Consider the following 20,271-nt stretch of genomic DNA (forward strand, 5'->3'; position numbering starts at 1 on the left):
TTTTGGGTTACAAAAGGAGAAGACTTTATGAAAAAGCTCTTAGTAGTGTTGGTTGCAGTTCTTGGATTTGGGAGCATTTCCAAAGCAGACATTTTGATTGAACCGTATGTGGGTTATGAAATGGGTAAGGCCACGGATCCAGACGGGAAGCTGACGGGGTCTCAATTGGGCTTGCGCCTGGCTTACAAAACGCCGTTGATGTTGTGGGTAGGTGCGGACTACACAATGGGAAGTGGTGAAACAGATCCTGATGTTGGGGCAAAAGAAGATGCAAAGCGATCCACTTTGTCTGGTGTCGTGGGAATTGATTTCCCGATTCTGTTGCGTGCATGGGTGGGTGTTGGTCTTACGAACGACATCAAGGTTGGCGACTACAAGTTTGAAGGTAAAAACGTGAAAGTCGGTCTGGGCTTCACAGGTCTGCCGTTTGTTTCCTTGAATCTTGAGTACATCAAAGACACTTGGGACAAATGGGATGGTCCGATTGCTTTGACAACAGACGCTCAAAACGAAAGCTACGTATTCTCCGTATCTTTGCCTCTAGAGTTCTAATTTCCAAATAAATCAAGAAACATCAGAAAGCCATTCTGCTAACCCCAGAATGGCTTTTTCCGTTAAAAGGTGCCTGGTCGTTAAAAGGTGCCTGGTTGTTTTTTCTGGCAATAGCGCGTTATTGGGGTCTTTGATGCGCCATAGCCAGAAAAAACAACCAGGCACCTTTCTTTGATTGGGGTGGGGGTTTTGCGCTAGGATGCGGGCTTCTTTAGGAGAGGCCTACTATGCAGATTACTGGTGAGAATATCACACTTGAAAACCTATATCAGATTGCCCACAACCCTTCGATCAAGGCAGAGCTTTCCGCGTCAGGAAGAGCCAACATGCAAAAGTCCCGTGACTATATCGAAGGTCGTATTTCCAGTGGCGAAGTGATGTATGGCGTGAACACCGGTTTCGGCGCCTTCTCTTCTGTTCGTATTTCAGACGCTGAAATTGAACAACTGCAAAGAAATCTGATCCGTTCTCATTCCATGGGGATTGGGGCGCCGTTCACGAAAACCGAAACGCGCGCCATGATGGTTCTTCGTGCCAATGCCCTGGCAAAAGGTCACAGCGGTATTCGTCCCCTGGTTGTCGAAAAAATTCTTGAGTTCCTGAACAACGATATCATTCCGGTGGTGCCTTCCCAGGGTTCTGTGGGTGCCAGTGGTGACTTGGCTCCACTGTCTCACTTGGCGTTGACCATTATCGGCGAAGGTGAGGCCTGGGGTGCCGACGGCAAACCCGTTCATGTGACTGAGTTGTTGAAGCAAAAAGGCATCACTCCGCTGGAGCTGAAAGCGAAAGAAGGTCTTTCCATGATCAATGGCTGTCAGGTGATGACGTCCATTGGCCTGTTGTCTTTGTGGGAAAACCGTCGCCTGTTGTGGTTGGCGGATCTGGCCGGAGCAATGACTTTGGAAGGCCTGCGTGGTTCCCGAAAGCCATTTGATCCTTTGATTCAAGCCAGCCGTCCTCATGCCGGTGAAGGCAAGACGGGTCGCAATTTGATTAAACTTATGGGCGAAACCAGCCCGATCGCAGAAAGTCACGCCGTGAACGATCCACGCGTGCAGGATGCGTATTCTTTGCGTTGTATGCCAGCGGTTCATGGGGCTGCGAAAGATGCATTGAGATATGCGGTCAAGGTTCTTGAAACTGAGGCGAACTCTTCCACCGATAATCCTCTGGTGTTTGCGGATGCGAATAAAGTTCTATCCTGTGGTAACTTCCATGGCATGCCAGTGGCGCACGCGATGGACTTTGCGGGGATCGCACTTTCTTCCCAAGCCAGCATCAGCGAGTGCCGTATTTCCAAAATGATCTCCACTCAGATGAGCGAACTCCCGCCATTCCTGACTCCAAACGGGGGCTTGAACTCCGGTCATATGATCGTGCAGGTGGCAGCGGCGTCTTTGGTCAGTGAAAACAAAGTTCTGGCGCACCCGGCGAGCGTGGACTCGATTCCGACTTCTGCGGAAAAAGAAGATCACGTTTCCATGGGGACGATCGCGGCAAGAAAATTCGCGCAGATTTTGAGAAACGCCGAAAACGTTATTGCAATGGAGCTTCTGTCAGCCTGTCAGGCCTTGGATTTGTTGGCGCCTTTGAAACCAGCCGCAGCCGTGAAAGCTGTGCATGAGCACATTCGCAAAACGGTTCCGTTTGCAAAAGAAGACCGCATCTTCTCTAAAGACGTCGAATCGATTAAAGCCATGATGGTGTCCGGAGAACTTATGAAAGTCGTCGAACAAACTGTCGGCGAACTGGAATGGTAATTTATTAACTCATTGAAACCTGTCGCACTGCTTCGGTAAAACCGGGGCGGGCCCTCCTTGGGGAGGGTGACCCGGCAGGTACCTTTTGGAGGATTTATGTCTCGTGTTGTGAAAGCCCCTACAGGGAATAAGTTGGTTTGTAAGGGATGGTTGCAGGAAGCTGCTTACCGTATGATTCAAAACAATCTGGATCCGGTGATCGCGGAGCATCCTGAAAATCTGGTGGTCTATGGTGGTATCGGTAAAGCGGCTCGTAACTGGGAATCTTTCGATAAGATTTTGGAAGCGTTGAAAGAGCTTGAAAACGACGAAACCCTGCTGGTGCAATCCGGTAAGCCAATTGGTATTTTGAAAACTCACGAAGACGCTCCACGCGTTCTTTTGGCGAACTCTAACTTGGTACCAAAGTGGGCGACATGGGAACACTTCAACGAACTCGATAAAAAGGGTCTGATGATGTACGGCCAGATGACAGCGGGTTCATGGATTTACATCGGGACCCAAGGGATCATTCAGGGCACATACGAATCTTTCGTTGAAGCTGGTCGCCAGCATTTCAATGGCAACCTGACGGGTCGTGTGATCCTGACTGCGGGCCTGGGTGGCATGGGTGGCGCACAGCCTTTGGCGGGTGTTTTTGCTGGTGCTTGTGTTCTGGCAGTAGAGATTGACCCCACTCGCATCCAAAAACGTCTTGAAACCAAGTACGTGGACGAAGTGGCCACGGATCTTGATGATGCTTTGGCGCGCATCAAAAAATACACGGCAGCTGGTGAGGCGAAATCCATCGCCTTGCAAGGCAATATGGCAACTGTCATCCATCAATTGATCGAGAAAAACTTCACGCCAGATCTTTTGACGGATCAAACTTCGGCGCACGATCCATTGGTGGGCTACATCCCAGAGGGTTATACTGTTGAAACAGCAAAAACCTTCCGTGAAAAAGATCAAAAGGCCTATTTGAAGGCCGCTTACGATTCCATGGCCAAACACGTTCGTGGCATGTTGATCATGAAGGATCGCGGTGCTGTGACGTTTGACTATGGTAACAATCTGCGTGCGCGTGCTCAGGAAGCCGGTGTTGAAAATGCCTTTGATTACCCAGGGTTTGTTCCAGCGTTCATTCGTCCTTTGTTCTGCAAAGGCTCGGGTCCATTCCGTTGGGTGGCTTTGTCTGGTGATCCTAATGATATTAAAGTGACAGACGATGCGCTTCGCGAATTGTTCCCGCACAAAAAAGATCTTCTGCGTTGGTTGGATATGGCTGAAGAGCGCATTGCCTTCCAAGGTTTGCCAGCGCGTATTTGCTGGCTAGAATATGGCGAGCGTGCCAAAGCGGGCTTGCTATTCAACAAGCTTGTCGCTGAAGGCAAAGTGAAAGCGCCAATCGTGATCGGTCGAGACCATTTGGACTGCGGCTCTGTGGCTTCACCTAATCGTGAAACCGAGGCGATGAAAGACGGCTCCGACGCTGTCAGCGACTGGGCCTTGTTGAATGCCCTTGTGAACACGGCGTGCGGAGCGACTTGGGTCAGCTTGCATCACGGTGGTGGCGTGGGTATGGGTTACAGCCAGCACGCAGGTCAGGTGATCGTAGCGGACGGAACGGAAAAAGCCGCACGTCGCTTAGAGCGCGTATTGACAGCCGATCCGGCAATGGGTGTCTTCAGACACTTGGATGCGGGTTACGAGCTGGCGGAACAAGTGGCCAAAGAGCGTGGCGTTCGCAGTCTTTGGATCTAATTTCGAAGTCATTACAGAGCCTCTCGATGTTGTGTCGAGAGGCTTTTTTTTTGCCCGGTTGACGACTGCGCCTGTGTAACAACACAAACACCTGTCTTCGTCTTGCCATCATCTGCCAATAGTTTGACGATGCTTTCATAAAGATTTCTTTTCGCTGGAGGAGGACCTTTTATGAAAGTGGTCAAGCTTACGGGATGGATTCTTCTGATCTCACTGTTTCATTTTCATGCTCAAGCCCAGGCACCTGATTTGGTGCGTGTCGGGAATCTTAAGTTTGCTCACTATGGGGCGATCAGCTACATGAGTGAGTATTGCGGAAAGTACAATCTGAAAGTCACAGAACGGGTATTTGCCAAGGGCATTGATATTATGCCCGCGATCATCGCCGGAGAAATTGACGTGGCGGCCAGTGCAGCCGATGCCGCCATTGCAGGTCGAGCTGGGGGTGTTCCCATTTTCGCCGTGGCAGGTTTTGCAGAAGGCGGCGCGCGCATTGTGATTCGTCCGGATCTGCCCATTAAGTCCGTCAAAGATTTCAAAGGTCGAAAGGTCGGCGTCGCCCGAGGGGGTGCCCAGGAACTGCTGCTCTTGGCGGAACTAGCCAAGAACAATCTGACCTGGTCTGATCAAAAGGGTAAAGACGTGCAGATCGTCTACATGGCCTTCGCAGATTTGAATCAGGCACTGCAGGCCAAGAACATCGATGCCATGGCTCAGAGCGAACCTCAGGCGTCCCAGGCGATCAATAAAGGCTTCGGGGTGGAGCTGTTGAAACCCTACGACACCCCTATGGGCGAACCGATTCGCACTTTGGTTATGACCGAAAAAATGTACAACACCCAACGCCCGGTGGCGCAACGTTTTATGAAGTGCTTTGTTGAAGTGACAAAGTTGTTCATCGAAAAGCCGGAAGTGGCCGAGAAGTACGTGATATCAAAGATGTTCAAAAATCAGATCACCTCTCAGGATTTCAAAGATGCCATTGGCAACTCGCCTTACACTTATGATCTGACGATTGAGCATATTCAGATCACCACAGATTTTATGCAGAAGTACGGTGTCGGGCGTATGCAAAAACCACCTAAAGCCTCGGACTGGGTGAAGCTGGATCTTTTGACCGAGGCCAAGACCGCGTTGGGAGTCAAATAGATGGCGGCCGAGAAAAGCCTCCTTTCTCAGCTTAAGGGTGTGTGGGTGCCGGCCATTGTCATCCTGGTGTGGGAGGCGGTGGTGCGCGCAGGATGGGTGAACCCTCAGGTTCTTCCGGCGCCCTCGGCTGTTCTTATCAAGTGGTATCAGTATTTGATGCCTTTGGAGGAATATGATCCGTCACAAGGGTCGAAGTTTGCCTGGTATTTTTCCGGGGAACTGGTACGGGACATGTGGGAAAGCTTCTATCGTGTGCTGATGGGATTTGTTATCGGTGCGGGGCTTGCGCTGCCGCTGGGGCTTTTGATGGGAGCCAGTAAGCACATCTATGACTATATGAATCCCTTAATCCAGGTGCTTCGTCCGATCCCTCCGATTGCTTATATTCCGCTGGCCATTCTGTGGTTCGGTTTGGGCAATCCTCCCGCCGTGTTTCTGATTGCATTGGGCGCTTTTTTTCCCGTCTTGATGAATACGATTGTCGGAGTTCGAGCCGTGGACAGCATCTATATCCGAGCCGGAAAGAATCTGGGAGCGGGGTCTTTTTTAATGTTCCGCAAGATCATCGTACCAGCTGCGATGCCTTATATCTTAAGTGGTGTGCGTATTGGTATTGGAACGGGCTTTATCTGTATGATCGTGGCTGAAATGATCGCTGTGAACAACGGTTTGGGGTATCGCATTTTGGAGGCCCGGGAATATTTCTGGTCAGACAAGATCATTGCCGGGATGTTTTCTATCGGTCTTCTGGGGCTTGCCATTGATACCGTGGTCAGTCCTTTGAACAACTATCTGCTGCGATGGCATCGAGGTTTGGAATAATGGCAGATCAGGCACAGATTCAAATCAAACATGTTTCAAAAGTCTTTAAAGGATCAGAGCAGGACGTGGTCGCGCTGAAGGACATTGACTTCAGTATCCCCGAAGGGCAGTTCGTCTGTCTGTTGGGGCCATCGGGGTGTGGCAAGAGCACGTTGCTCAATGCGATAGCGGGGTTTTCCCTGCCATCCGAAGGCAGTGTCGTGGTCGGAGGGCAGGAGGTCTTTGAGCCAGGCCCGGATCGGGGCATGGTTTTTCAGGAGTACGCCTTGTTTCCATGGATGACGGTGGAGGAGAATATCACCTTCGGTCTTAGAATCAAAAAAGCAGATCCGGCGAAGATCGAAGAAAAACTACAGCAACTTTTAAAGACATTGAAGCTGACAGACTTCCGCCGCCGTTTTCCCAAAGACCTCTCAGGTGGTATGAGACAGCGGGTTGCGATTGCGCGCGTGCTGGCACTGGATCCTCCGATCATGTTGATGGATGAACCCTTTGGCGCTCTGGATGCTTTAACCCGCCGAAGTTTGCAGGATGAGCTGTTAAAGATATGGAGTGATCTTAAAAAAACCGTGGTCTTTGTCACTCACAGTATTGAAGAGGCCATATATCTGGCGGACCGTATTGTGGTGATGAGTTATCGCCCGGGCACCGTAAAGAAAGATGTGCAGGTGGATATTCCTCGCCCGCGCAATCCCGCAGATCCAGATTTTAACAACTTAAAAAGAGAACTGTCGTTGATGGTGATGGCCGAACAAAATCGCTTCGAACAGGCCATCATGGGAAGCACCGGGGATTAACCGGCCCCGCCGGCAGAGCTGAAGAGCCAGAGGCTTTAATCATCCGACGAAAGCGTACTGGTCGTCACGCGACTGCGACTGACTTTTTTTATTTTATGAGCGAAGTGGAAGAACATCATTCCGACAAAGGAAAAGGCCAAACCCAGAGCGAAAGTGGTTGAAGTGGAAACCAGTGCCAACTGCAGGAAGTCTTTTATCGAAGGGGCCTCTGTGTAAGAGAGCTTCAGGCAATTTCGGATCAACAAGGGCAGTATATATCCCAAAGTCATCAGCAAAGAGTTTTCGATAATGTGGGTAAAACGTCGGGCCAGGAAGCCATTCATGAAAAATAGCAGACAAAGAAAATTGACGGAATCGCCAATCACTTCCCAACCAAGTGCTTGATAGACAAGGACTAAGGACCCTGAAAAGAAGAGGGTGTAGTAGACCCACAAGCTTCGGCTATGCAAAAATGAACCGCTTTTTGTCATGATAAAACCCTCTGTGTTTAATCTTAACAGAGGGCTTGTGGATTGAAATACCGTGACGGATTCTTAATAAGGTCCTGGACCTTGGGTGGGCCCTACTGACACTGACATTCTTTGAAACGGCAAGAAAGGATCTTGCCATGATTGTTGTATTGGAACTCAAAGACTTTGTTATCGTGTTTTTCCAAAGCAACAGAAGTCTTATCACGCAAGAAAAGTTCAGACTTCACTTCATGACGGGTGACTTGGCCCAGAGCCAGCAGGGACTCCAAGGTCTCATCGCCTTTCAGGGGCAGACGTTCCGGATAGCCTTCAGCATCCAGTTTGAAGAAGCGGATCTCGACACGGTCTTTGGCGTTGGTATTGTCAGCCGTGATCAAATGCACACGGCGTAGGGATCCATCTGGCAAAGTCAGATGATAGTTTTCCAAAGAAATTTCCTCTTTTTCGATGCCCACGCTTTTCTGCAGATATTCCATCAGAGCTTCAGGGGTCGCAACCGCCTGGGCAGCCACTTCCGGAGCGCACTCTTGCAAAGACTTCAGAAAGTTGTCTTTGCCGGAATCAGCTGGGGTAGCGGAGTCACCCTTTTCCCCTAGAAAACTTTCATCGGATCCTGTGGTTTGAGGAGTTGCATTCGATGGGATCGCTGCTCCCTGATCTTCCATAACTTGCATAGCTTCCTGCTGCTTTTGGTGGAAAAGGATGTGCAGGAAATAATAGTCCGTTGCAATCCCCAAAAGGAAAAGTGCCAGTGCCCACAGAAGCCAAGTGCTGAGTTTTGTCGATCTCATAGTTCCTTATTATTCCTGGTTTAAGTCCGGAGCCCAATGGTCCCATGACTGGCAGGTTCTTGCACGCTGCGAAGGTCCACGAACCTCACCCCAGCGGTATTCGCCGCCGTCGTGCGGGTTGTTGGAAATCAGGCCCAGGAACAAGCGGCGCTTGAACTCGGCCAGATCCATGGTGCGGCCAGGAAGGTACGCCGTCGCGCAGACAGAAGAAGCTGTCACAGTTTGTGCCGCCATTTTTGCAGCTTCTTGCGCCACAGACAGGTTGATGGCCGGGAAGATCTTATCCAATTGAGCTTTTGTTCCTGCGCTGAGCTGATTGCCGCCATTGATTTGCAGAATTTCGCGGTACGCACGACGCAAGGACATGAAGTCGTCAAAAATACGACGGTCACGGTTTGGTGTGGAGTAAGTGTCGTAAGTTGCATAATCCATGCACTTGGAGTTGCGCTTCAGATAGTCGATGCCTTCGTTGATAGAGGTCACGCGGCCCGTGAAGCCCTCACAGGTGGTTTTCATCAAACGAGCAATCAATTGATCGTCCGTTTCCTGGCGCAAAGCCAGACGGTTTTGTACGTAGCGAACCCATTTGTTCAATGGAATTTTAAACTGTTCATCGCTGTAGCCCGGAGTCTGCCAAACAGGTTTGTTCAAAGCAGAAGCTGGTCTCCAGTAGCGGAAGCCCGCTCCGCTGGAAGCGGAGTAGTCACCCTCAAATACCCATTCAGGATTGGGCCAGGACTGACGTTCTTGCAAACCAAAGCCCGAATTCGCGCCCACAACAGAATTGTAAACCAAATAAGGGACCCCAATAGGCAGGATCTCTTTGATTGTCCAAGAGTGGTGATTCTTTTTTGTCGTCGCCATCAAACCACCGGAACGGATGGTGTCACGGCTGATCGCAACAGGGTAAGTGTCGTTTGGAAGTGAGCGAGTGCTCATGGTGTTGTAGATGAACAACAGGAAGTTGCGAACGCGGTTGATTTCGCTTTGACCATCCCAGCGGCTCATTTTATTGGAAATCGTTTTGCCAGAGGCTGTCGGGTCTTGGGCTACGAACGGCAGACGGTTTTCGTAAGCAAACACGATGCGCATGGAATAAACAGTGTCGGCACAATCGACGCGAAGGCCATAATAAGGATTACTCTGACCATTTTTCAACGATTTGCGAGAGAAGAAGTCCGTACGCCATTCCGCGCGCACCCATTCCGCGAAGCGGTCCTCATAGGCCGGGGACCATTCGTTGACTTCGGTCCAAACCGCCGCCTGAGCGGACATTGCGAAGAGCATCATTACAGCAAAAGCGAAATTACGCATGTAGCCTCCCTGAAGTGTTACACCGGGGCAGGGGTATATTGCTGTGGAGTAAGGATCAATGGAATTATTATACTGCCTTATGTGTCATCTCGAATTTTGCGCTTAGCGACATTAGTATGCTGCGTTATCTATGCGAACAATCATTCATCTCATACTTTTTGCGTCCGTTTCTGCTCTTCTGTCGTGTCAGACAAAAGAGCAACCTGTGACTCGCGAAAGTCGTCTGTCTGCCGGTCACAAACTGATCGATCAGGGGCGCTATGACGAGGCGATTGGCTACTTTAAGAAGTTCTTGCAGGAAGATTCTCATCCCCATGTGAAGATGGCCCTGGCGTCAGCCTATGCCGGGCGGGCGGGGATTCGCATCGAGAAGATCTATACATTTGTGGTATTGCGGAACTTTCAAACCGAGATTGCGCCTCTGGAGGGTCTTTCATTGGATCATCAAACACAAAGTCTGGTGAGATCGTTGTCAAAGTATTCGCAGCACTGGAAAAAGGTGCCGCTGCTTTCAGAAGAGGGACGCCACGATATTTCTGCCGCCGTGGCGGTGCTGGAGCATGAAGCAAACTCGGGAGCACGCCTTTATTCAGCAGTCCTTCGCGTGGTGCTGTTAAAATCTGTCGTTGAACAGGGGCTTCAATCCTGGAGTCGGGTTCACAAGCACAGTCTGTGTTCGGATCAGTTGCAACCTTACTTCCAGTGGATGATTGAACTGACAGACACGCTGATCCTGGTTTTGCAGGATCTTCAACGGGCCTTTCCGGATCAGAAGAGTGAATATGCCAAATATGAATCAGACCTTATGACCTTCAAAGCCGAGGCCCAGAAGGTGCCGTGGCCTCAGGAGAAAATATGCTTCTGAGACTTCTTGTGTTGTTTGCAGCGATGTCCGCCCTGCCAGCTCTGGGGGAGACTTACTCTCCGGTCTTACGGGATGGAGGCAGCCGCTTCCTAGTCAGATCTCTGGGAAGTGTTTGTTATTCGATGGACAGCTTCCGCCGGGGGCTTCCCTGCAATCCGGCTTTTGTTGCTAAGGACAAAGCTCCGCGCTTTGATGCGGATCTGATGCTGGGAAGTAATATGGAATACCTGCGCGAGGCCGAAGAGCTTCTTAACGGCAAAAGCGATGAGCAGGGCGTTGCAAAAATCTTTTCCCGGCGCGAGATGGTGGATGGCGAGATTTCTATTGAGGCTTCTTTTCAGCGGCCGACTTGGGGTGTTTCGATTGAGCCATATCGCCTTGTGTATGTGTATCAGTTTGAAAATGCGGCTCTTCCTATGGTGGATCTGATCGCTTCGGAAGAACAAAGTCTCAAAGCTCAGTTGGCCAGTTTCACTTCCGGAAATTTTTATGCCGGCTTGCAGTTGCGCTACACACATATCAAGTACATTGGAAATTCGTTTTCCATCGCCGAAGCCATGGCCGGTGATAATGAAAAGCTTTTTGAAATTCACAATCAGGACATTTTGTATGTGGAACCGGGAATTTTGTATGCCTGGGAAGACGCCGTTTGGGAGCCGCAGATTTCTGCCATGCTTTCGCAGTGGGGTGTCAGCTCCAAGAAATCAGAACAGTATCCCATCCGACCGCAGGGGCTGTTGGGGGCTTCGCTAAAACCCACTGTGCCGCTGGGCTTGCTGGAAGTCGGTATGCAGGTTCAAATTCACAATGAAACCAAAAATTTTCAGGATGCTGTTCGTGCCGCGATCACTTATCAACTGGGTCTTCTGCAGGTGGTGGTCAGTGGGTCGCAGTATGATCAGTCGGCAGGATTTCTGGCGACTTATAAAAGCTTTTCCACGGGGCTTTCCTATTGGAGTGAAAGACAGAATAAAAGCGTCTTCGTTCAGTTCGGGGTGAGTCTGTGAGGCTTTTGCTGCTGATGATGACAGTTCTGCTTTCTCATCCGTCGTGGGCAATGAAGCGCGAGACGGCCTATACTGGTGCTGTCCAATGGACGGAGTTTCGTCAGTATGTGCTGCATCAGCAGCAGGAAGATGAACGCACGGGTGTGGCTTATATGATTTCCGGGGCGGTGGCTGCGATAGGCGGAACAATCGCGTATCAACAGTCAGAAGAAGTCTTCAGCCGCACGATCTTTGCCATTACCTCCAATTTGGGGCTGGCGGCGATCGGACTTGGAGCCACTTATTATTGGACGGGGAATGAGCTGGATTCTTTTTATTATGCCATCGAGGGCTCGTCCTTAAGTCTAGCTGAGCGCAATGAGGTCCTGCAAAGATTCCTGTACAAGCAACAGGAAGAAAAACGCAAGGCCAAATGGATTCGTGTGGCCACTCATGCACTGCTGGCGGCAGCCAATATCTATGGAGCGACTCAGGAAGAAAATAAAGAGATAAGCTCAGTTTTCTATTTTCTGGGCGGAGCCAATACTGTGCTGGCTTTGACCTACACCTTTTAGCTGTGTTTCCTGGACCTTAGTTCATTCAGTTTTGATTCAATTAAACAGATAAGAAGTTGATATTCCACTTGATAGGAGAAGCTAGTGCGACGTTCAAATACTTCTTTCTGGTTTTCCACATTCTGTTGTTTCGTGGCCTTTGCCGGTTTTGGCTGGTATCAGGCGTCGTTAAACTCAAATCCGGAAACGGCGGGAACTGCCGACTTTGCATCCAAAGGTGCCTTTGAGACGGCAGAGCAGTGTGGACCGGAGCGAAACTATTTTGCCAATGACCTTAAAAAAATGTCGGCAGTCTACGCGGGCAACCGCAGTCGGGCGCAATTGGGGAACAGCAACCCACCGAAGGAATGTGTCTCCTTTATCATGCAAAACTTCATTCCTTTAAACTCCAAATCAGGTGCTATTTCGATGTGTCGCGGAGCTAAAGGAGAGCTGCTGGCTTCTCCGACCAAAGGTGCTGACGGCCTTGGGTTCCAACCCCCTTGTACGACAGAGCCCTATGTGAACAGTGTTTACAACGCTCTGGTGGATGTCGGGGATTGTCTGAATATTCCAGTGAAGGAGCTTCTGCCGAAGCTTTACAACGAAAGTGGTCTGCACGTGAACACCTTGGGCGGCGGTTTCGACGCGGGTGTGGGACAGTTGACGGTCAGCGCTCTTAAAGAGGTTTTCGTCCGTTATAATATGGATGCCAAACAGCCATCCACCTTGGACTGGTATATGAAAGAAATTGCCAAATCCAACAAAGAATCCTGCAAAAGAATTGTGGCCGAAAAGAGCGCTTACGCTCTGGAAGTTCCTGCAGGCAAAAAGCTTTGTCTGGTGGGGGAGTCTGAAGGTGCCGATTGCTACACCCCGTGGTCTTCTTCCAATCGTTGTGTGGTCATGACGGTTCCGTCCAGCCCACTTCGCAATGTTCTTTTCACTGGGATTTTCTATCGCAGTATGCTGAAAAATGCCACGGGTCTAAGCTATTCCGCGGGTAATGACATTATCAATGGCCGCATTTACAGAGAAGGCGAAGAGCTGAATGGTTACATGGGTAAGGGTAACTATGTCGAGCGCCTGCGCGCTTTGGGGGCTACTCATGCCAATCTGAATGTGATCAAGCAGATTCTGGTTTCTTTGGGTTTCAATGCCGGTATTCAGAGCGGAAAAATCTATCTGGATAACTACATCAAACAACGAGAAGAAAAGAAGAAGTATATCAAAAACGAAGACATCGACTTCCAGAACATCAGCACCGGGAAATGGGCGATCGTGACGAATCTGCCGACGTTCTGGCGCGGTCTGGGTTCGGAAGATGCGGCAGAGTTTGACAAAGCTCTGACTTCGCTTGAGGTGCTGCGGGAATTGGGCGTGGACGTGGTGAAAGCTCAGAAGATGTACAAAGATCTTCGTCCTCATGTGCAAAAAGAAATCAAAGCCATCAACGGCAATGCCAAAATGTCGGAAGATGACAAGCAGAAGAAGATCAATGAATTGAAAGTAAAATACGACAAGTACCGCCATCCTCTATTGAAGGCCGTATTTGCCAAGTCGGATGAACTGACTTTGCCAGAGTACATGAGAATCGCACACGCCTATGCGATCATCACAAATCCAAATGCGGGCGGGGCTCCAGGGTATTTGAGTTTCGTCGCCGCAAAACATAAGCAGTTGGAAAAAGAGATGGGAGTTAAAGTATGTACAGCAGACCAATACTTACAGTTCTAGGATCAATTTCAGTTGCTTTGCTGACCTCCGCGTTCACCTTCCAGGTGCGTGCTCCCTTTGCTGGTGGCGGTGAAGCGCCGACCATGAAGGTGGCCGATGTGGTTCGCAGTGTGGATGGGCAGCTCAACGTTCTTAACAGACAGGTTCATTCCCGTATGCCAGCCAGTGCAAAAGTGGAGATCCTAAAGCAGACTCTTTCGACGATCGAAGAAGTTCGTAAACAAAACTCGCTTCAATCTGTCGACAAGGAAGTCTATTTGGACTATTCGACGGCGTCTTTAGAGCATGTGGCAACGGACAGGGAATTTTCAGTTGAAAAGTGTCCTGAATACAAAGCACGTGTGATGATCGACTTTGAACCCTATGCGGAGCATCGTCCGACGCACCCTGCGTTGAAAAGGTCCTACGAAATCATCGAAGGCATCTGCTCATAAACTGGCAGGTGAAAAAGGCCCCACTGACTGCGTTGGTGGGCCTTTGGGGCCAGGCTTTATATTTTCGCCATGTGTGCTTTCTCATGAATCATAATTAAAAAATCAGCAGTATTTGGATTACCAATAGGGTCGTGATTGAAAAAAACTCCAGAACGTAAGATAAAGGGTCTGGAGGTCGTTATGAAATCGGGTATCTTAAATTGGGCAGTCTTAGGCAGTCTATGTCTGGGGGCCACTTCAGTTTCTTACGGGGCTGGAGGCAAAGAGATTCCGATCTACAGCAACCGCAGTGTGCGCCAACAAGTCGATACCTTGGCTGAACTTCTGGAAAAAGAAGTCGGCAAGGCCAAAAACAACCGGGATCGTTTTCGCGCAATGAACCGTGTGGTGGGACAGATTAAAAGCCTACGCGACAACAGCGTGCCACAAGGAGCTCAAGACGAGGCCCATATGGATCTGATGGTTTCTGTTTTGGAATCTTTGCCATCTGAAAAGAATTTCAAGAAGAAAGACTGTGCCAAATACGAAAGTGATTTGATCAACCAGTATGAACCCACTGCGGAGGAAGTGCCGCAAGAGCCTGCGGTTCAGCCAGCATGGAAGGTTCTTAGTTCTTTGTGCCAGTAGGAGAAGTTCTTAGGGTATTGAAATGAAAAACCCACAGTCGGGGACTGTGGGTTTTGTTTTTTGCTGCTTCAGCTTACGCGGCTGCCGCCGTTCCAGCTCTGCCAGGCAGGGCCCGAGGCTACATCTGTCTTTGGCGTTTTTCAACTGCAAGGGCTGCTTCGCGCACAACTTCAGACAAAGTCGGGTGGGCGTGGAAGGATCTGGCCAGATCTTCACTGCTGCCGCCGAACTCCATGCAGACGATCACTTCGTGGATCAGTTCAGACACGCTTGGACCCACCATGTGAGCACCCAGGATCTTGTCTGTCTTCTTATCCGCGATGATTTTTACGAAACCTTCTGTGTAACCTTTCGCGCGCGCACGGCCGTTGGCCATGAACGGGAATTTACCCACGTTGATTTCAAGACCTTTTTCTTTGGCGAATTCTTCAGTGATACCGACAGAAGCAATTTCCGGGTGAGTATAGATCACACCTGGAACCGTTTCGTAGTTCACGTGACCCGCACCACCAGCCAGGATTTCTGCCAATGCCACGCCTTCTTCTTCCGCTTTGTGCGCAAGCATAGGACCGGCAATAACGTCACCGATGGCATAGATGCCAGGAACGTTGGTTTGATAGTGTTTATCGACGATGATGCGGCCTTGAGGATCCTTTTGGATGCCCATTTCTTCGCAGCCCACACCCGCCGTGAATGGTTTGCGGCCTGTAGAAACAAGCACAACATCCGCTTTCATGGATGAAGATTTCCCATCAGTCAAAGACTCATAAGTCACTTCAACGCCATCATTGCCCACTTTAGAACCGGTCACTTTGGTGGATAGAAGGAAAGTCATACCTTCTTTTTCCAGGGACTTTTTAAGCACATTCATACAGTCCTGATCCATCGTGCCGCCCAGACGGTTGGCATACTCGATCACGGTGACTTTAGCACCCAGACGCTGCCATACAGAGCCCAGCTCCAAGCCGATGACACCACCACCGACAACGATCATGGTCTTTGGAACCTGATCCAACGCCAGAGCACCTGTGTTGGAGACGATACGTTTTTCATCGTACTTCAAGAACGGCAGCTCCACGGGGACAGATCCAGTTGCGATCACGATATTTTTGGTCGTAAGAATCTGCGTGTTGCCGTCAGCACCTTTTACTTCCACTTTCCCCGGGGCCACGATTTTACCCAGGCCGTTGAAAGGAGTGATCTTGTTCTTTTTGAACAAGAAGGCGATGCCTTCGGTGTTTTGTTTTACAACTTTGCCTTTGCGAGCCTGCATGGTTGGAAGATCCAAATCGACTTTGGATACTTTCACACCGTGAGCCGCTAGATCATGCTGAGCCGCCTGATAGTGTTCAGAGCTTTCAAGAAGCGCTTTGGACGGGATGCAACCTACGTTTAAGCAAGTGCCGCCGTAGGTTTTATCTTTTTCGATCACGGCCGTTTTAAGACCCAGCTGAGCTGCACGAATCGCCCCTACGTAACCGCCGGGACCGGAACCAATAATAATTAGGTCAAATTGAGTGTCTGCCATGATTATACCTCTAGAAGCAATCTTTCAGGATCTTCGACAAGTTCTTTAATTTTCACAAGGAAGCTCACAGCCTCTTTGCCATCGATGATACGGTGATCGTAAGTCAAAGCCAGATACATCATCGGGCGGATTTCCACTTTACCGTTGATCGCCATAGGACGATCCTGGATTTTGTGAAGGCCCAAGATAGCTGACTGCGGGAAGTTCAGGATCGGAGTTGAAAGCAAGGAGCCGAACACGCCCCCATTCGTGATGGAGAAGGTGCCGCCGCCCAGATCGTTAGGAGTGATTTTGCCGTCACGACCTTTTGCTGCCAGATCGCGAATAGCCAGTTCAATACCAGCCAATGACAAAGTATCCGCGTCTTTAATGTTCGGAACCATCAGACCTTTCTCTGTGGAAACGGCAATACCGATATTGTAGTAGTTGTGATACTCGATGTCTGTGCCGTTGATCCATGCATTCACTGCAGGGAAGTCTTTCAGTGCTTCGACAACCGCTTTCACGAAGAAGCCGTTAAAGCCCAGATTCACACCGTATTTTTCTTTGAATTTGTCTTTGTATTTAGAGCGAAGCTCCATCACTTTGCCCATGTCCACTTCGTTGAAAGTGGTCAATAGAGCTGCTGTGTTTTGCGCTTCTTTCAGTTTTTCCGCGATACGTTTGCGGATAGTCGTCATTGGAACAAGTTTTTTGTCGCCTTGTTTCGACGCGGCAGCGGGCAGTGCTGGAGCGCCGGCCGGCGCGGAAGCTGGAGCAGCTTTCGGAGCGGCAGGTTTTGCGCCCGGCTGAGCCTCAAGAACGTCCCCTTTCGTCAGGCGGCCGTCTTTGCCTGTGCCTTGGATCGCAGAAGGATCAAGACCCTTTTCATTTACGATTCTGTTAACAGCCGGGGACAGGTGCGCAGAGGCGGCGGCAGCCGGCAGAGCTGCAGCACCGGCAGGTGCGGAAGCTGGAGCAGCTTTCGGAGTTTCAGCCGCAGGAGCTGCTGCGCCCGCTGCCGGTTTTGCGTCCGTATCAAGAGTTGCAACTGTTGCGCCGATTTGAACAACCGCACCAGCCTCACAGCCTGGATTGATAGTCAATACACCGTCATTTTCTGCAACAACTTCCACGCTGGCTTTGTCAGTCTCAAGAAGCATAAGCACTTCATTGCGTTTTACAAAGTCGCCGGATTTTTTAGTCCAACTGCCGATGGTTGCTTCTGTGATGGATTCCCCAACCGCGGGAACTTTAATCTCTTGTTTCATGGCAACGTCCTTTTTTTAATCTTTCTAAAAATCAAATTATTTTCTACTTCAGCTTCTGCGACTGCCGTCGCGCCAGCTCTGTCGGCCCAGCCGAGTCGCGCCAGCTCTGTCGGCCCAGCCGAGTCGCGCCAGCTCTGTCGGCCTAGCCGAGTCGCGCCAGCTTTGTCGGCCCAGCCGACTATTTACTGAAAACGGCTTTGACGATCTCAGCTTGTTCAATGCGGTGTCTGTAGACAGAACCTGTCGCCGGAGAGGATCTTTCCGGACGGCCCACGTATTCAAAGCCCAGCTTCAGGCCGGCTTTGGAGACAACATCAACAAACTTGAAGTACACGTTCTGGAAGGCACCCATGTTTTTTGGTTCTTCCTGCGCCCATACCAAAGTTTTTGCTTTAGGGTAGGACTTCAGAACTTCCGTCACCTGAGTGGCAGGGAATGGATAGATCTGCTCCAGACGAACCAAAGCGACATTTTCTTTCTTGGACTTTTCTCTTTCTTCCAAAAGCTCGTAGTAAAGCTTACCGGAAACAAACACCACGGTGTCCACTTTGGACTTATCAATAGTGTCAGCAATCACTTCCTGGAAGCGACCCTTGGCCAGTTCGTCGATCGTGGAAACGGCACGCGGGTGACGAAGCAAAGACTTTGGTGACATCACAACCAAAGGTTTGCGGAAGTCTCTGCGCACCTGGCGGCGAAGAGCATGATAGATCTGAGCCGGTGTTGTCAGATTTACAACTTGCATGTTGTTCTGAGCACAAAGTTGCAAGAAGCGCTCAAGACGGGCCGAGGAGTGCTCGGGACCCTGACCTTCATAGCCGTGAGGCAGAAGAAGTACCAGGCCGCTCATCTGTTGCCACTTGGATTCACCCGCAGACAGGTATTGGTCGATCACGATTTGCGCGCCGTTGACGAAGTCACCGAACTGAGCTTCCCACATCACCAGGGATTTGGGATCCTGAACGGAATAACCGTACTCGTAACCCATCACGCCGTACTCAGACAGAATACTTTCCGCCACCAGCAGTTTCGCCTTCGGATTCAGATCCGCCAGCGGGAAGTAAGCTTTGCCGGTTTTAAAGTCGTACATGCCTGCATGACGGTGAGTGAACGTGCCACGCACGCAGTCTTCACCAGTCAAACGAACATTAGTGCCCTCTGACAGCAAAGAACCGTAGGCCAAAAGTTCACCCATGCCCCAGTCGATGTTTTCTTTGCCAGCGCCCATCGCTTTACGCGCTTCCAGAAGTTTGATCAGTTTTGGATGTGGAGTGAAGTCAGCAGGGTGACTGCCGATTTTCTCGCCGATTTGTTTTAGCTTGCCCAGATCGAAAGTGGTGTCGGCGGATTTTTCGAAATCAGAATCCTTGGCCTTGCGCAGACCTTTCCAGTTGCCTTCGAACTTGAAGTTCTTAAGTTTCGGCGGATTCTTTTTGGTATCTTCGAAAATAGTCTGCAAGCGATCCATCGCCTGGTTGTACATGTCGTCAGAAGTTTTCTGATCCACACTTCCTTCCGCAGCCAGTTTCTTCGCAAATAGCTCGCGAACTGTTGCGTGGGTTTTGATGATCTCATACATCTGCGGTTGAGTGAACGCAGGTTCGTCCCCTTCGTTGTGGCCGAATTTACGGTAACACAGCAGATTGATCACAACGTCTTTGCCGAATTCCTGGCGATAGCGAAGGGCGATGTCCATGGCGCGCACGGCGCTTTCAACATCGTCACCATTCACATGCAGAACAGGGGTGAAGGTCATTTTCGCTGCATCAGAAGAATAACGTGTGGAGCGAGTGTCCTTGCCGCTGGTGGTGAAGCCCACCTGATTGTCGATGATGATGTGGATCGTGCCGCCAGTGGAGTGAGAGTGAACTCCAGCCATTTGCAGAGTTTCCTGAACGATCCCCTGACCGGCAAACGCCGCATCCCCGTGGATTAGAACTGGAACAACATTCTTTTTGCCTGTAGTGCCGATTTGGTCTTGAGCCGCACGCGCCATCCCCAAAGCCACCGCGTTCACGGTTTCCAGGTGAGAAGGGTTGTAGGCCAGAGTGACTTTGCAAGAACCGGTCGCGGTTTTCTTTTCAGTGACATAACCCAAGTGGTACTTCACGTCGTTGTCGAAGTCTTCAATGGGCTCGGCCAGTTCCAGCGGACCGTTGAAGTCGCCGAAGACATATTCTTCAGGCTTTCCGAAGAAGTTCACCAGGATGTTGACGCGACCACGGTGGGCCATGCCCACGAAAACTTCCTGAACCTGATGAGCCGTGCCTTTGTTCACCAATGTGTCCATCATCGGCAAAATGGAATCAGCCCCTTCCACAGAGAAGCGCTTTGTTCCCACGTAACGGGTGTGAACGAACTTTTCCAAAGTTTCCGCTTTGGTCAAAGCCGCCAGAGCGTTTTTCTTTTCGTCCAAAGAAAGTTTTGCCGGATTGTTTTCGAATTGCTGAGTCAGCCATTGAACTTCTTTTGGAGAAGCATCCGCAGCCTGTAGGGAAAGTGTTCCGCAGTAAGTGGCCTTCAGATGTGCGATGATGTCGCTGAGAGTGGCGTTGGCTTTACCAATCACAGAGCCAATCTGGAATTTTGCCGTCAGATCTTTTTCCGTCAGGCCAAAGCGCTTCAGGGAAAGAAGTTCTCCTGCTTGCGGAGCATACAGCGGATTCAGGTTGGCTTCGGTGTGTCCGTCAGCGCGATAAGCCTGGATGAGTTGGAAGACGGCCAGCTCTTTATCGGACATGCCGAACTTGCCCCCTTGGGCAAACTCAACACCTTCAAAGAAGCTTTTCCATTCTACTGCGAGTGAATCCGGATTCGCTTTGAAATCAGAGTAGAGTTGTTCGATGTATTCAAGATTCGCACTATTGATGCCACTGTTGCTCACGATAT

At 50.3% G+C, this 20,271-nt stretch carries 18 protein-coding genes; 12 read left to right on the forward strand and 6 right to left on the reverse strand.

From position 1 onward, the window contains the following. The first annotated feature begins 27 nt into the window (after positions 1-27). From ACZ5ZV_RS05715 to ACZ5ZV_RS05740, 6 genes are all read left to right on the forward strand, one after another. Entirely contained in the window at positions 28-552 is a 525-nt protein-coding gene (locus ACZ5ZV_RS05715; RefSeq protein ID WP_464120478.1) for an outer membrane beta-barrel protein, read from the forward strand. A 227-nt stretch (positions 553-779) separates the two neighbouring features. Continuing rightward, positions 780-2,315, forward strand: coding sequence for a histidine ammonia-lyase (hutH, locus tag ACZ5ZV_RS05720; protein WP_464120479.1), 1,536 nt, complete (start codon positions 780-782; stop codon positions 2,313-2,315). Between the two features lie 96 nt (positions 2,316-2,411). After that, positions 2,412-4,058, forward strand: a complete 1,647-nt coding sequence (gene hutU / locus ACZ5ZV_RS05725) for a urocanate hydratase (protein ID WP_464120480.1) — start codon at positions 2,412-2,414, stop codon at positions 4,056-4,058. Positions 4,059-4,229: 171 nt separating this feature from the next. Continuing rightward, the gene (locus ACZ5ZV_RS05730) at positions 4,230-5,207 is read left to right on the forward strand and encodes an ABC transporter substrate-binding protein (RefSeq protein ID WP_464120481.1); all 978 of its coding nucleotides are present in this window, start codon (positions 4,230-4,232) and stop codon (positions 5,205-5,207) included. Next, positions 5,208-6,029: an ABC transporter permease gene (locus tag ACZ5ZV_RS05735; protein WP_464120482.1), complete on the forward strand. Its 822-nt coding sequence runs from the start codon at positions 5,208-5,210 to the stop codon at positions 6,027-6,029. After that, positions 6,029-6,826, forward strand: coding sequence for an ABC transporter ATP-binding protein (locus ACZ5ZV_RS05740; protein ID WP_464120483.1), 798 nt, complete (start codon positions 6,029-6,031; stop codon positions 6,824-6,826). The genes ACZ5ZV_RS05735 and ACZ5ZV_RS05740 overlap by 1 nt, the downstream gene beginning before the upstream one ends. Before the next feature lie 35 nt (positions 6,827-6,861). On the opposite strand, the gene ACZ5ZV_RS05745 is transcribed toward ACZ5ZV_RS05740, so the two are convergent. From ACZ5ZV_RS05745 to ACZ5ZV_RS05755, 3 genes are all read right to left on the reverse strand, one after another. Continuing rightward, positions 6,862-7,296 carry a hypothetical protein gene (locus ACZ5ZV_RS05745; protein ID WP_464120484.1) on the reverse strand — a complete coding sequence of 145 codons (435 nt, stop codon included), beginning with the start codon at positions 7,294-7,296 and terminating at the stop codon, positions 6,862-6,864. 92 nt (positions 7,297-7,388) lie between these two features. Continuing rightward, positions 7,389-8,087, reverse strand: coding sequence for a hypothetical protein (locus ACZ5ZV_RS05750; protein WP_464120485.1), 699 nt, complete (start codon positions 8,085-8,087; stop codon positions 7,389-7,391). Between the two features lie 9 nt (positions 8,088-8,096). After that, positions 8,097-9,401, reverse strand: a complete 1,305-nt coding sequence (locus ACZ5ZV_RS05755) for a hypothetical protein (protein ID WP_464120486.1) — start codon at positions 9,399-9,401, stop codon at positions 8,097-8,099. 130 nt (positions 9,402-9,531) lie between these two features. Here ACZ5ZV_RS05755 and ACZ5ZV_RS05760 point away from each other — a divergent pair, with 130 nt between their 5' ends. The 6 genes from ACZ5ZV_RS05760 (at position 9,532) to ACZ5ZV_RS05785 (ending at position 14,604) form a co-directional block, all read left to right on the forward strand. Beyond that, the gene (locus tag ACZ5ZV_RS05760) at positions 9,532-10,266 is read left to right on the forward strand and encodes a hypothetical protein (protein WP_464120487.1); all 735 of its coding nucleotides are present in this window, start codon (positions 9,532-9,534) and stop codon (positions 10,264-10,266) included. Continuing rightward, the gene (locus tag ACZ5ZV_RS05765) at positions 10,257-11,273 is read left to right on the forward strand and encodes a hypothetical protein (protein ID WP_464120488.1); all 1,017 of its coding nucleotides are present in this window, start codon (positions 10,257-10,259) and stop codon (positions 11,271-11,273) included. The genes ACZ5ZV_RS05760 and ACZ5ZV_RS05765 overlap by 10 nt, the downstream gene beginning before the upstream one ends. Further along, positions 11,270-11,827, forward strand: a complete 558-nt coding sequence (locus tag ACZ5ZV_RS05770; RefSeq protein WP_464120489.1) for a hypothetical protein — start codon at positions 11,270-11,272, stop codon at positions 11,825-11,827. The genes ACZ5ZV_RS05765 and ACZ5ZV_RS05770 overlap by 4 nt, the downstream gene beginning before the upstream one ends. An 84-nt stretch (positions 11,828-11,911) precedes the next feature. Beyond that, positions 11,912-13,543 (forward strand): hypothetical protein, encoded by a 1,632-nt coding sequence (locus ACZ5ZV_RS05775; protein ID WP_464120490.1) that lies wholly within the window; start codon positions 11,912-11,914, stop codon positions 13,541-13,543. Then, positions 13,513-13,977 carry a hypothetical protein gene (locus tag ACZ5ZV_RS05780; RefSeq protein WP_464120491.1) on the forward strand — a complete coding sequence of 155 codons (465 nt, stop codon included), beginning with the start codon at positions 13,513-13,515 and terminating at the stop codon, positions 13,975-13,977. Before ACZ5ZV_RS05775 ends, ACZ5ZV_RS05780 begins: the two co-directional genes overlap by 31 nt. 180 nt (positions 13,978-14,157) lie before the next feature. Beyond that, positions 14,158-14,604, forward strand: a complete 447-nt coding sequence (locus ACZ5ZV_RS05785) for a hypothetical protein (protein ID WP_464120492.1) — start codon at positions 14,158-14,160, stop codon at positions 14,602-14,604. Positions 14,605-14,722: 118 nt separating this feature from the next. Here ACZ5ZV_RS05785 and lpdA read toward each other — a convergent pair whose 3' ends face one another. The 3 genes from lpdA to ACZ5ZV_RS05800 form a co-directional block, all read right to left on the reverse strand. Continuing rightward, on the reverse strand, positions 14,723-16,132 hold the full coding sequence (lpdA, locus tag ACZ5ZV_RS05790) for a dihydrolipoyl dehydrogenase (RefSeq protein WP_464120493.1): 1,410 nt from the start codon (positions 16,130-16,132) through the stop codon (positions 14,723-14,725). A gap of 2 nt (positions 16,133-16,134) precedes the next feature. Beyond that, complete coding sequence (gene odhB / locus ACZ5ZV_RS05795; protein ID WP_464120494.1) at positions 16,135-17,382, reverse strand: 2-oxoglutarate dehydrogenase complex dihydrolipoyllysine-residue succinyltransferase; 1,248 nt, start codon at positions 17,380-17,382, stop codon at positions 16,135-16,137. A gap of 178 nt (positions 17,383-17,560) precedes the next feature. Further along, a complete protein-coding gene (locus ACZ5ZV_RS05800; protein WP_464120495.1) occupies positions 17,561-20,266 on the reverse strand; it encodes a 2-oxoglutarate dehydrogenase E1 component in 2,706 nt (901 codons plus the stop codon). Positions 20,267-20,271: the final 5 nt, after the last annotated feature.

The organism is Bdellovibrio sp. HAGR004 (assembly GCF_055397015.1).

Bases quoted from the DNA above. Each gene is read 5' to 3' on its own strand.
- ACZ5ZV_RS05715 (WP_464120478.1), top strand. From the start codon at position 28: ATGAAAAAGCTCTTAGTAGTGTTGGTTGCAGTTCTTGGATTTGGGAGC.
- hutH (WP_464120479.1), top strand. From the start codon at position 780: ATGCAGATTACTGGTGAGAATATCACACTTGAAAACCTATATCAGATT.
- hutU (WP_464120480.1), top strand. From the start codon at position 2,412: ATGTCTCGTGTTGTGAAAGCCCCTACAGGGAATAAGTTGGTTTGTAAG.
- ACZ5ZV_RS05730 (WP_464120481.1), top strand. From the start codon at position 4,230: ATGAAAGTGGTCAAGCTTACGGGATGGATTCTTCTGATCTCACTGTTT.
- ACZ5ZV_RS05735 (WP_464120482.1), top strand. From the start codon at position 5,208: ATGGCGGCCGAGAAAAGCCTCCTTTCTCAGCTTAAGGGTGTGTGGGTG.
- ACZ5ZV_RS05740 (WP_464120483.1), top strand. From the start codon at position 6,029: ATGGCAGATCAGGCACAGATTCAAATCAAACATGTTTCAAAAGTCTTT.
- ACZ5ZV_RS05745 (WP_464120484.1), bottom strand. From the start codon at position 7,296: ATGACAAAAAGCGGTTCATTTTTGCATAGCCGAAGCTTGTGGGTCTAC.
- ACZ5ZV_RS05750 (WP_464120485.1), bottom strand. From the start codon at position 8,087: ATGAGATCGACAAAACTCAGCACTTGGCTTCTGTGGGCACTGGCACTT.
- ACZ5ZV_RS05755 (WP_464120486.1), bottom strand. From the start codon at position 9,401: ATGCGTAATTTCGCTTTTGCTGTAATGATGCTCTTCGCAATGTCCGCT.
- ACZ5ZV_RS05760 (WP_464120487.1), top strand. From the start codon at position 9,532: ATGCGAACAATCATTCATCTCATACTTTTTGCGTCCGTTTCTGCTCTT.
- ACZ5ZV_RS05765 (WP_464120488.1), top strand. From the start codon at position 10,257: ATGCTTCTGAGACTTCTTGTGTTGTTTGCAGCGATGTCCGCCCTGCCA.
- ACZ5ZV_RS05780 (WP_464120491.1), top strand. From the start codon at position 13,513: ATGTACAGCAGACCAATACTTACAGTTCTAGGATCAATTTCAGTTGCT.
- ACZ5ZV_RS05785 (WP_464120492.1), top strand. From the start codon at position 14,158: ATGAAATCGGGTATCTTAAATTGGGCAGTCTTAGGCAGTCTATGTCTG.
- lpdA (WP_464120493.1), bottom strand. From the start codon at position 16,132: ATGGCAGACACTCAATTTGACCTAATTATTATTGGTTCCGGTCCCGGC.
- odhB (WP_464120494.1), bottom strand. From the start codon at position 17,382: ATGAAACAAGAGATTAAAGTTCCCGCGGTTGGGGAATCCATCACAGAA.